12 protein-coding genes are annotated in these 11,562 nt (G+C 56.7%); 7 read left to right on the top strand and 5 right to left on the bottom strand.

Annotated features, from left to right (window positions below; translation table 11 throughout):
• Positions 1 to 2 precede the first annotated feature (2 nt).
• From ACR0AP_RS15510 to ACR0AP_RS15530, 5 genes are all read left to right on the top strand, one after another.
• Complete coding sequence (locus tag ACR0AP_RS15510; protein ID WP_209507508.1) at positions 3 to 710, top strand: c-type cytochrome; 708 nt, start codon at positions 3 to 5, stop codon at positions 708 to 710.
• 24 nt (positions 711 to 734) lie between these two features.
• A complete protein-coding gene (locus ACR0AP_RS15515) occupies positions 735 to 1,997 on the top strand; it encodes an FCSD flavin-binding domain-containing protein (protein ID WP_480507623.1) in 1,263 nt (420 codons plus the stop codon).
• A gap of 80 nt (positions 1,998 to 2,077) precedes the next feature.
• Positions 2,078 to 2,512, top strand: coding sequence for a DUF302 domain-containing protein (locus tag ACR0AP_RS15520; protein ID WP_480507625.1), 435 nt, complete (start codon positions 2,078 to 2,080; stop codon positions 2,510 to 2,512).
• A gap of 1 nt (position 2,513) precedes the next feature.
• Positions 2,514 to 3,737 carry a 5-aminolevulinate synthase gene (hemA, locus tag ACR0AP_RS15525; RefSeq protein ID WP_480507627.1) on the top strand — a complete coding sequence of 408 codons (1,224 nt, stop codon included), beginning with the start codon at positions 2,514 to 2,516 and terminating at the stop codon, positions 3,735 to 3,737.
• 52 nt (positions 3,738 to 3,789) lie between these two features.
• Positions 3,790 to 4,848, top strand: coding sequence for a YeeE/YedE family protein (locus tag ACR0AP_RS15530; protein ID WP_480507629.1), 1,059 nt, complete (start codon positions 3,790 to 3,792; stop codon positions 4,846 to 4,848).
• 1 nt (position 4,849) lies between these two features.
• On the opposite strand, the gene ACR0AP_RS15535 is transcribed toward ACR0AP_RS15530, so the two are convergent.
• The 3 genes from ACR0AP_RS15535 to ACR0AP_RS15545 form a co-directional block, all read right to left on the bottom strand.
• Positions 4,850 to 5,794: an MBL fold metallo-hydrolase gene (locus ACR0AP_RS15535; RefSeq protein WP_480507631.1), complete on the bottom strand. Its 945-nt coding sequence runs from the start codon at positions 5,792 to 5,794 to the stop codon at positions 4,850 to 4,852.
• On the bottom strand, positions 5,791 to 6,720 hold the full coding sequence (locus ACR0AP_RS15540; protein ID WP_480507634.1) for an MBL fold metallo-hydrolase: 930 nt from the start codon (positions 6,718 to 6,720) through the stop codon (positions 5,791 to 5,793). Before ACR0AP_RS15540 ends, ACR0AP_RS15535 begins: the two co-directional genes overlap by 4 nt.
• Before the next feature lie 300 nt (positions 6,721 to 7,020).
• Positions 7,021 to 7,866 carry a LysR family transcriptional regulator gene (locus ACR0AP_RS15545; protein ID WP_480507636.1) on the bottom strand — a complete coding sequence of 282 codons (846 nt, stop codon included), beginning with the start codon at positions 7,864 to 7,866 and terminating at the stop codon, positions 7,021 to 7,023.
• An 86-nt stretch (positions 7,867 to 7,952) separates the two neighbouring features.
• On the opposite strand from ACR0AP_RS15545, the gene ACR0AP_RS15550 reads away from it, so the two are divergent.
• Together ACR0AP_RS15550 and ACR0AP_RS15555 are read left to right on the top strand one after the other, a co-directional pair.
• On the top strand, positions 7,953 to 8,420 hold the full coding sequence (locus tag ACR0AP_RS15550) for a c-type cytochrome (RefSeq protein ID WP_209597499.1): 468 nt from the start codon (positions 7,953 to 7,955) through the stop codon (positions 8,418 to 8,420).
• A 14-nt stretch (positions 8,421 to 8,434) separates the two neighbouring features.
• Complete coding sequence (locus ACR0AP_RS15555; protein WP_480483415.1) at positions 8,435 to 9,322, top strand: c-type cytochrome; 888 nt, start codon at positions 8,435 to 8,437, stop codon at positions 9,320 to 9,322.
• 58 nt (positions 9,323 to 9,380) lie between these two features.
• On the opposite strand, the gene nagA is transcribed toward ACR0AP_RS15555, so the two are convergent.
• Together nagA and ACR0AP_RS15565 are read right to left on the bottom strand one after the other, a co-directional pair.
• Positions 9,381 to 10,514 (bottom strand): N-acetylglucosamine-6-phosphate deacetylase, encoded by a 1,134-nt coding sequence (gene nagA, locus ACR0AP_RS15560; protein WP_480507638.1) that lies wholly within the window; start codon positions 10,512 to 10,514, stop codon positions 9,381 to 9,383.
• Positions 10,511 to 11,539: an SIS domain-containing protein gene (locus ACR0AP_RS15565; protein ID WP_209507519.1), complete on the bottom strand. Its 1,029-nt coding sequence runs from the start codon at positions 11,537 to 11,539 to the stop codon at positions 10,511 to 10,513. Before ACR0AP_RS15565 ends, nagA begins: the two co-directional genes overlap by 4 nt.
• Positions 11,540 to 11,562 lie beyond the last annotated feature (23 nt).

The following is an 11,562-nucleotide window of genomic DNA, read 5'->3' on the forward strand; positions in this document are numbered from 1 at the left end:
TCATGCGGTGGCGGGGGGCAACAGGTGTCATATTTGCTGCGAGTATTCTGGCAACAGCTGCTGCCGCGACCGAGGACTTGGGCGATGCAGCAGCTGGCAAGCTTGTGTTTGCCCAATGCGAAGGATGCCATCAGGTCGGCGCGGGCGCTGAAAACAGGATCGGTCCGCACCTGAATGGTGTATTTGGCCGCCGGGCTGCCGGGCTTGAGGAGTTCAACTATTCCAAAAGCCTGATCCGTGCCGGGACTTCGGGGCTGGAATGGCACGCCGATACATTGTCGGCTTACATTGAAAACCCCCGCGCCTTCGCATCCGGCACCAGAATGAGCTTTCGCGGGCTCGAGAACGCGGAAGACCGGGCCAATGTAATTGCCTACTTGCGTGTGTTTTCCGACAACCCGCAAGACATCCCCGAAGCCGACCCAACGGCAAAGGGAACGGACCATTCCGTCAATCCCGAAATCCTCGCGATCCAAGGTGATCCCGAATATGGCGAATACCTGAGCAGCGAATGCACGACGTGCCACCAGATAGAGGGTGGCGATGATGGGATTCCTTCGATCGTTTACTGGCCCGACCAGGATTTTGTTGTCGCCATGCACGCCTACAAGGATAAGCAGCGGCCTCATCCCGTCATGCAAATGATCGCGGGCCGCCTGAGCAACGATGAGATCGCGGCACTGGCCGCTTACTTCAACAATCCACAGTGACAATGCCTAAGGGGAGGAAACGCGATGACACTCAACAGACGGACATTTCTGGGAACCGCAGGGGTACTTGCCGCCGGGCTGTCGGCCCCGATGGTGCTGGCGCAGGGCAAGCCCCGTGTCGTGGTGGTCGGGGGCGGGGCAGGCGGCGCAACCGCGGCCCGCTATATCGCCAAAGACAGCAAGGGTGAGATTGACGTCACCCTGATCGAGCCGTCCAGAACATATTACACCTGTTTTTTCTCGAACCTGTATCTGGGCGGGTTTCAAGAGCTTTCGGACATTGCGCACAGCTATGGCACGCTTGCTGCAAAATACGGTATCAACGTTGTTCACGATTGGGTCGTGGGCGTCGACCGCGACGCCAAAACTGTCTCATTGGCGGGTGGCGGATCCATTCCTTATGACAAATTGATCCTGAGCCCGGGTATCGACTTTGTCGATGGCGCGGTCGAGGGGTGGGGTGTAACTGCACAGAACAAGATGCCGCATGCGTATAAGGCGGGCTCTCAAACCGAGCTGTTGAAGGCGCAGGTTCTGGCGATGCCCGAAGGTGGAACCTTTGCGATGGTCGCACCGCCGAACCCGTACCGTTGCCCGCCCGGACCTTATGAGCGGGTTTCGATGGTTGCGCATGTTCTGAAGGCGAACAATCCGACAGCGAAAATCATCATTGCCGATCCGAAAGCCAAATTCTCCAAGATGTCTTTGTTCCAGGAGGGGTGGGCCGACCACTACGAAGGCATGATCGACTGGGTCGGAGAGGATTTTGGCGGCGGCAATGTCTCGGTCAATCCGGATGCCATGACGGTGACCATCGACGGTGAAGAAACCAAGGTCGACGTCTGCAACGTGATCCCGGCCATGAAAGCCGGGCGTATTGCGGAAATGGCCGGTGTAACCGATGGCAACTGGGCACCGGTGAACGCGGCGGACATGTCATCGAAAGTTGATCCTGACATCTATGTCCTTGGTGATGCCAGCCAGCAAGGCGACATGCCGAAATCCGGTTTCTCGGCCAACAGCCAGGCGAAAGTCTGTGCCAACGCCGTTCGTGGCGCATTGACCGGATCAAAGATCTTCCCGGCCAAGTTCTCGAACACGTGCTGGTCGCTCATTGATACGGATGACGGGGTCAAGGTCGGTGCGACTTATGAGGCGACGCCTGAAAAGATTGCCAAGGTGGATGGGTTTATCAGCCAGACCGGCGAAGATTCCGACCTGAGAAAAGCAACCTACCAAGAGTCGCTGGGTTGGTATGCTGGTATCACATCGGACATGTTCGGCTAAGAAACGCCAAGGCTTTGACCGGTGTCAAAGTCTTGGCGGTGAAATCTGAAGAAATGTGGTTCAGGAGGAGGAACATCATCATGAAACACTTTATCGCATCAGCCGCATTTTCAGTTGTATTGGCAAGCCAGGCTTTTGCTGAGGAAGTCATTGCGGTTCCCTTTGACGGTAGCTTTGATGATGCAACCTTTGCCGTTGAATCAGCAATTGTTGGGCAGGGGCTGGTTATCGATTATGTGAGCCATGTTGGCGATATGCTGAACCGGACGGGGGCGGATGTCGGCAGCGACAAGCAGATCTTCGCAGCCGCTGAAATATTTATCTTCTGTTCCGCAAAGCTCTCGCGCGAGATGATGGAGGCCGACCCGATGAATATCGGATATTGCCCCTACGGGATCTTTGTGGCCGAGGACGAAGGCGGTGTCAAAGTGGGTTACCGAAGCTATCCTGACGGACCGATGGAGAAAGTCGAAGCCCTGTTGGCCGGTATCGTCGAAGAAGCCGTTGGAAACTGAAATGAACTACCAAGAGTATTTTCGTGACCAGCTGAGGCAATTGCAGGACGAAGGAAACTACCGGGTCTTCGCTGAGCTTGAGCGTCATTGCGGCGCCTTTCCAACTGCACACAATCATGCAGAAAACGGACCTGAGAAAGTTACGGTCTGGTGCTCGAACGATTATCTGGGAATGGGTCAGCATCCAAAGGTTCTGGCAGCCATGCACCGGGCGATTGATGGCTGTGGCGCAGGGGCTGGCGGGACCCGGAATATTTCGGGGACCACCCATGAACATGTTCTGCTCGAGCAGGAGCTTGCAGATCTGCATGGCAAGGAAGCAGCGCTGCTTTTTACGTCCGGGTATGTTTCAAATTGGGCTGCATTGGGAACTCTGGCCTCGCGAATTCCCGGTATCACGGTTCTGTCCGACGAATTGAACCACGCATCGATGATCGAGGGTATCCGCCACAGTCGTTGCGCAAAGCGGGTCTGGAAGCATAACGATTTGAAGGACCTTGAGCGACATCTCATGGAACTGCCGTTCAACGCGCCAAAACTGATCGCGTTTGAAAGTGTGTATTCGATGGATGGCGATATCGCACCGATTGCCGAAATCTGCGATCTGGCGGATCGGTACGGCGCGATGACCTATCTGGACGAAGTTCATGCAGTAGGGCTTTACGGCCCGCGCGGTGGCGGCATTGCCGAACGCGAAGGGTTGATGGATCGCCTGACAGTCATCGAAGGCACGTTGGGCAAAGCGTTCGGCGTGGTTGGTGGGTATATCGCGGCGTCAAAGGAACTTGTCGACTTTGTCCGTTCCTTTGCCAGCGGGTTTATCTTTACTACCGCGTTGCCACCGGCCGTCGCCGCCGGCGCAGCAGCATCCGTTCGGCACCTAAAGCAAAGCAATGCGGAACGGTGTTTGCATCAGCAACGCGTAAGCGAGGTTCGAGGCAGGCTGGACGCTTTGGGCATTCCGCACACGCCCAACCCAAGCCATATTATCCCGGTCGTGGTCGGTGACCCGGTCAAGTGCCGCTTCATCTCGGATGTTCTGATGCGCGACTATGGGATTTATATCCAGCCGATAAACTATCCCACTGTCCCGAAAGGCACCGAACGTCTTCGGATCACACCGTCGCCTGTACATTCGTCAGAAGATGTGACCCGGTTGGTCGAGGCATTGGGTGCGTTGTGGACACAGTGTCAGCTTGCGCGCAAGCCAATGGCTGCACAGTGAGAACTTGACGAAAGGCAAAGACGGGCACGTAAAAAGGTGAGAGTTTTTGTCTATGGAACGCCTCATCGAACTGCTGGGAGATTCGGGCACATTGGCTGTCGCCGGTTTGCTTGTTGGCATCCTGTTCGGAGTTACCGCTCAGAAATCTCATTTCTGTTTGCGGGCATCCACTGTTGAAGTCGCCGAGGGCGAACTTGGGCCCCGTCTGGCCGTCTGGCTGATCGCATTCACGTCGGCGCTGACCCTGGTTCAGGGGTTCGTTTCGATTGAATGGCTGGATTTGTCCGGGGCGCGTTCGATTGCGTCAACAGGCAGCCTGAGCGGGGCGGTGATCGGCGGTCTTATGTTTGGCGTCGGAATGATTTTGGCGCGCGGATGCGCGTCGCGCCTGTTGGTGTTGGCCTCATGCGGCAATCTGCGGGCAATGGTGACGGGGTTGGTTCTGACGTTGGTCGCGCAAGCGGCTTACACAGGTGTGCTCAGCCCCGCGCGCGAGGCGCTGTCCGGTCTTTGGACGATCACTGGTGGCAATGCGCGCGACCTTTCGGCACTACTTGGGTTTTCGCCTATCGCATACACAGTCTTTGCCGCAGGGACATTTGTTCTGGCCGTTGCCTTTGCAGTGCGCCAGCAGGTGACAATGACAAGGATTGTCACGGCAGCCGGAGTTGGTGTCGCCGTGGCGCTTGGCTGGTTGATGACATTTGCGATTGCACAAGCCTCTTTCGAAGTCGTGCCGGTGTCTTCGGTCACGTTCACTGGCCCGGCAACGGATACTTTGATGGCGCTGGTGGCCGAGCGGAACGTTGCGCTGTCCTTTGGCATTGGTCTGGTTCCGGGCGTTGCAATTGGCGCCGCTTTTTCTGCCGTTCTTTCCGGCGAGTGGAAGATCGAACAGTTCGGTCCGGATACTCCGATGGAGCGTTACCTTGTCGGGGCTGTCTTGATGGGTTTTGGTGCAATGTTGGCGGGTGGCTGCGCCGTTGGTGCCGGATTGTCCGGGGGATCGGCCTTGTCGCTGACTGCGTGGCTTGCCGTCTTCTCGATGTGGGTCGGGGCCGTGGCCACCCATCGGATGATGATGCGAATGCCCGTTCTTCGGCGGTCCTGACTTATTCGAATTCCATCTGTTCGTAGACACGACCGGCGTTTTTTGTAGCCAGTTCTTCGAACGTGTCCAAATGGGCGTAAGGGGATTGGTCGACGTAATAGGCCTCGGCCAGATCGCCGCCAGCATCCATATGTTCCTGTATCTTCGCGCGCAGGTAGATCAGGTAGTCGCGTGTATACCGGCGCACCTGATCCATGTTCGTAGGATGACCGTGCCCGGGGATCACATATGTGGCTTCCAGTGCTTCGAACTCATTGTCCCAGGTCTCAAGCCAATCTGCGGTGTAGGTGTCCTGAAAGATCGGCAGCATACGTTCGTGAAATGCCATGTCACCGGCGATGACAAGGCTTTGATTGGGCAACCAGATCGAAATGTCGCCGGGACTGTGCGCAGGTCCAAGATGTTTGGCTTCGATACGAAAATCACCGAGTTCGACGACGTATTCATCGTCAAACGTTTCGGTCGGACCGGTTAAAACCGTTCCTTCTGCCTTGTCCTTGTTATATGCCTGCATCCCTGCAAGGATTTGCGGTCCATATTCTTCGAATTCAGCCGCCGCATCTGAATGAGCGACGATGGGCACCCCAAGTTCCGACCAGTAGGCGTTCCCCAGCATGGCGTGCCCCTGACCGTTTTCGTTGAAGACAAGCTTCACGGGCTGATCCGTGATCGCTTGAATTTCCTTGTGAAGCGCTTCGGCAAGCACATAGGCCGCGCCACCGTTGATGACGACAACACCCTCTCCGGTCACGACGAAGCTGAGGTTATTGTTGTGGCCTGAATTCTCATAGGTCGGGGGTGCGGTTGCACCGATGGCGGAAAAGACGCCGGGAATAAATTCCACAGGTTTCGAGTAAAGAACGCTCTGCGGGTACTGGTGTGCAATATCCTCACTGGCCCAGGTTTGCGTGGCCAAGGTACAGGCAATCAACAAAGCGCGCATCATGCAGGCTCTCCAATAAATCGATAGGTTGAACCGGCCTTTTCGACACGGCCAATTCCGCCATTTGGCAAATGGAATCCAATAACCTTCATTTGGGCATGAGAAATCTGATCCAGCAGCGATTTCCGGGCACTTGCCGCGGCGTCAGGGTCCTGATCCGTACCGCTGCGCCAGTCCGGACGCTCGAACGCGACGTGCGGATTGCCGAGCGCATCGCCGACGACCATCACCGCGTCACTGCCTTTGCGAATTTCGAACGCCATATGTCCGGGCGTGTGCCCGAAACTAGCGCGTGCTGCGATACCGGGAAGGATTTCCTGCCCGTCATCAAAGAACGCAACCATGTCTTCGATGGCTTCCATGCGCCGCTTTGCGCCCACCGCGAATGCCGTGCGGTCGGCTCCTATCGTGTCAACGGTTGCGGGATTCCACCAAAAGTCCCATTCCTTGCGGCCAAAATGATATCTGGCATTGGGAAAGAGGGGATCTCCGAAGTCGTCCAGCACACCCCAGATGTGATCCGGATGCGCATGGGTGAATATCACCTGCGTGACCTCATCCGGATATAACCCGACGGCGTCCAGAGTTTCCGGAAGTTTGCCAGCGGTTTGCATGAAATCCGGCCCGGCCCCAACGTCGAACAGTATGGTATTCTGGTCATCGCGGTAGAGCACAATGTTGCACTCGGGCTCGTATCTGGTCAGATCTGTTTGATGGCGGTTCAGAAGTTCTGTCAGCTCTGCCTCGGGCATTGCCCCAAAGACCATTTCGGGTGGCAATGACAAGTAGCCATCCGACAAAGTTGAAATCCTTGCCGATTGACCAAGTGTCATTTCCGCAATCGCAAAGCTGGGTCGCAGGCAGAGTGCCGCCAGACATGCGCCTTGGGACAGGAAGGTGCGCCGGGAGAAATTTGGGTCTCTGCTCATACATAATCATTAAGATGAATGTTTATATTTGTAAATGATGAATGGCGCGGTCGGCACATTCTATCTGGGGCTTTTCACCACCTGCGTTGAAACGTTCGAAGCGAGGTGTCGCATATCTGGCCCATCCCAAAGTACCTTCGACACGTCTTGGCGAAACAGATCCGGAAAGAACTACCTGGAGCGGCGGTGAAAACCTGACCATCGCGGCGCAGGACGTCCAGTTGCAGGTATAGGGCAACCGCCACGACTTGCCGGAGATTTCAACGCAAAGCGACCTACCAAGACGCTAAAATTGTGACGTCATCCAGCCAGTGCGTGCGGCAGGTGTTCAACCAAAGCCCGTTGCACGACCGCAAACCTTGGCGTGTGTGCGATTTCCTCAAGTGTCGCGACCCAAAGCGGAACCTCGATCCCGGGATCAATGTCGTTCAACCTGTGAAGCCGGGGATCAGCGTCGCCAATAAACGCAGGTAAAAAAGCTCTCCCCACACCGGATGCAACCATCTGCTGAAGCACCAGAAAACTGTCTGCTCCGTTCGTCATTTCATTGGCACGCACATGTTCAGCCAACCATTTCGCCGGAAGTGAACGGCTGAGTGCCCCATCAAGCCGCATCCATTTTTGGTCATGGGTACCGTTACAATAAACCCCAAAGTGCAAAGTTCCTGCGCGCTCTCCAGTCAAGCCTTCACCTAGTTGAACCGAAGGGCGGACAACTATGTCCGCGGTTAACCTGGTCAGATCATGGTGGCTGTTTCCGCTGAGGATCGTCAGTTCGAGGCTGGGATAGAGAGCGGAAATTGAGTTTAGTATCTGTGGCAGGACAAACTGGCAAAGGCTGTCCGTGGACGCGATACGCACATGACCCGTAGGCGAACGATTTGCGCCCACAACGGCGCGTTCGACCGAAAGCACGGCCTCTTCAACGCTTTCCATTGCGGACAGAATTGTTCTGGCTTCGGGTAGAACCGAATACCCTGACGGGTCTTTCCGAAAAACAACACAGCCATATCGGTGTTCGAAGGCGGCAACTCTGCGCAGGACGGTTGCATGTGCAACGCCCAGGGCTGTCGCCGCCGCATTCAACGAGCCGTGTTTGCTGACGGCGAGGGCATATCGAATATCGTCCCAGTTGTCGTTGTTCATAAATGAACAAGTGAGGCCGAATAACAAACAATTACAAGAAAAATCGTTCAAGCTATCATATGGCACATTAAACAGGGAGCCACACCATGATGAAGAAGTCTTCGATCTTTGCGGCAGGTCTTTTGTCCTTGGCCGTAGTTGGAACTGCAATTGCTCAGGATAGCGAAAACCCGGCTGTAAAAGCGCGGACTTCGATTATGCAGCTTTACGCTTTCAACCTTGGAACGCTGGGCGCCATGGCCAAGGGAGAGGCAGAATATGATGCCGAAGCGGCTACACGGGCCGCAAATAATATTGTTGTCGTGTCGCAGATCGACCAGTCTGCGATGTGGCCAGCCGGATCGGATAATGTGTCAGACCCGTCTACCCGTGCCTTGCCTGCAATTTGGGAAAACTTCGCAGATGTTGGGGCCAAAGGGCAGGCACTGGCCGACGCCGCTGTTGCGATGCAGGCTGCGGCAGGTCAGGATGTTGAAGCCCTGAAAGGGGCGATGGGTCAGCTTGGCGGAACCTGCTCTGCCTGTCACAAAGCTTACAGAGCACCGGAAAATTAAAGGAGAATTGATCAGTGCGGCGCATTCTACTTTTCGCCGTTCTGGTCATGCTTATGGTCGGGTTGGCCGGTTTGCTGTTGACCCGACCGCAAAGGGTTGATCCAGCCCGGTTGGCGGGTCTGACCCCCGACGTGACCAGAGGGGCGTCTGTCTTCTATTCAGCAGGATGCGCCTCATGCCACTCGGCCCCGGATGCCAGCGAGGAAGGAAAGCTTATTCTTTCCGGCGGGCGGCGGTTCGAAACGGATTTTGGTACGTTTGTAGCTCCAAACATCTCCAGTGATCCAGACGCCGGAATTGGATCATGGTCCGCGCTGGATCTGGCCAATGCCCTGAAACACGGAACAGGCCCCAAGGGACAGCATTATTACCCGGCCTTCCCCTATACGTCTTATGCCAAGATGACGGTCGAGGATGTTGCGGCGCTTCATGCGTTTTTGAACACCCTGCCTGCGTCTGACGCGGCAAATATCCCGCATGACATTGGGTTCCCTTTCAATATCCGGCGCGGGCTGGGGTTGTGGAAACTTCTGTTTTCAGACTCGGGCTGGGTGGTTGAAGGTGATCTGACCGACCAGCAAATCCGAGGCCGGTATTTGGTGGAAGCTTTGGGGCACTGCGCAGAATGCCATACACCACGAAACGGACTGGGAGGGTTGAAGCGGGGTCTATGGCTGACCGGAGCGCCAAATCCGAATGGAAAGGGGCGCATCCCCGGTTTGACCACCGCCCAGCTTGACTGGTCCGAGGCTGACATCGCTGAATATCTGAAATCCGGTTTCACACCGGATTATGACAGCGCTGGTGGCGAAATGGTCGAAGTCATCGAGAACACCTCGAAACTAAGCGATGAAGACCGATTGGCCATTGCTGCTTACCTGAAATCCGTTCCCGTTCAGTGAATTGACTAATGGTTGCAGAAACTCAGGATTTTGTCAGCGCAGGTCTTATGACGCTGGTTCAAACCAGCACGTCTACGTTGCTCAGATCTCTGGCAATGCGGATCAGCGGGCATTGTTTTCCTATGGTTAAGCGCCCCGCGTCGGATAATCCCATTACTTCGGCGGGTATACGCGTCGCGGATGCCAATGCGACTTCCAGCGGCACTTCGGCTTGCGTGGTCAGAACACGCAGCGCTGTGGTCAAATCTAGATCAGCCCCTGCCAAAGTACCATCGGCCAGTGTCAAACGCCCGTCTTTGCGGGAAATGCGGCGGCCTTCCAGTTCGAACATGCGCTGGTCCGTGCCAGCCGGCGCCATCGCATCGCTGACCAGAAATATCCGGCCTGGGCCCCGCTTGGCGGCCCAGGCTGTGCGCATGGCTTCAGGGTGAACGTGAATACCGTCGGCGATTAGCCCGGCGTTTAATCGACCCGCGGCCAGAACCGCCCCGACAAGCCCGGGAGATCGATTGCCCAGTTGACTCATGGCGTTGAACAGATGCGTGGCACAGGACGCACCGGCCTCGGCATAAGACAGGCAGGTATCATAATCCGCGTCACTGTGGCCCAGCGAAACAACGGCACCTGCTGAGACCAGCGCTTTCACCTGCGCAATTGACACGTTTTCTGGCGCAACCGTCAGCATCAATGCGGGTAGCGCTTGTGCTGCCGCGACAAGCGTTGTCAGGTCCTCGTCATCCATGGGGCGGATCAGGGCTGCATCATGGGCACCTTTCCGAGCCACCGAAAGGTGTGGCCCTTCCAGATGCAGGCCAGCGATCCCCGGAACACCCGCAGCTACCGCCGCCTTGGCCGCTTCGATGGCGGCGCGGGTCTTGGCTGCGGTATCCGTGATCAGGGTGGGAAGAATCGAGGTTGCCCCAAGCGTCCGGTGCGCCTTGGCGATGCGTGCCAGTGTTTCGACAGACGGGGCGGCGTTGAACATCACTCCGCCGCCGCCATTCACTTGCAGGTCAACATAGCCGGGGGCCAGTATGTCGCCTTGCAGATCGACAAGCTTGCCAGCGCTTGTCTTTACGTCAAAGCCAATATCGGTGATGCGGCCAGCCTCCAGCCGCAGTGCGGCACCGTCACGCAAACTGGTGCCGTCATAAACAAGCCCGCCGTGGTAGATGGTCGCCTGGACGCTCATACCGTTTCCGTCACTTTCCGCAGGTGACGTGGCGCATCCGGGTTGATCCCGCGCTGTACTGCGACCTGCTCGACCATTGAATAAAAGGACACGATAGCTGCCACCGGGTCCGTTAGCCAATGATCCGTGCGGACATGAGGCAGCACCTCGGCCTTTGTGACCAATGGGCTGGTGGCAAATACCTGTGCCCCTTTGGCCGCGAGCGTGTCGGCAACCTCGGCCAACAGCGGCTCTGCCGGATCATTGGCGGCAAAGGCAATAACCGGAAATCCGCCTTCCACGATCGAGACCGGGCCGTGCAGCACCTCGGCCGAGGAATAGCTTTCGGCATGGATCTGGCAGGTTTCCTTGAATTTCAGCGCGGCCTCGTTCGAGATCGCTACGCTTGGTCCGCGACCGAGCGTATAAAGCGAGCTTTGGGTGACGGCAGCCGCCGCTCTGCCCCAGTCACACCGTGTGGCGGCATCAAGGTGCTTTGGCAGGCCACGCAGCGCAGCCAGAAGATCTTTGTCGCCTTTCAGTTCCGCCAGTAGCCAAAGCCCGGCAACCAGCGAGGTCACGAAGGTTTTTGTCGCTGCTACACTAAGCTCGGGGCCTGCGTGCAGCGGCAAAGCCGCCTCAGCCGCCAGTGCAAGGGGGGAAGATGGGTCATTTGTGATTGCTACGGTGCTGGCCCCGGCCTTTCGGGCATTTTTCGTAAGCTGCACGATATCCGGGCTTTTTCCTGATTGTGAAACAGAAAGGCAAAGCGCCCCGGCCACATGCAGGTCAGCGCCATACACTGACGCGACCGATGGGCCGACGGATGCCATAGGCAAGCCAAGAAGCAATTCGCTTGCGTATTTCAGAAAGGTGCAGGCGTGGTCGGAAGAGCCGCGCGCCGCCGAAATCATGAACTTCAGCCCTCCGTTCCGGGCGACGTCCGCGGCTGTGCTCAGGGCATCTCCGCCATTGCTAAGCAATCGCTCGACGGCAACAGGAATCTCTTCGATTTCCTGACGCATCAGGGTCGTTTTCGGGGTCATCGGGGCAGCCTTTCCATCAGAAT

The organism is Ruegeria sp. AF7 (genome assembly GCF_056541885.1).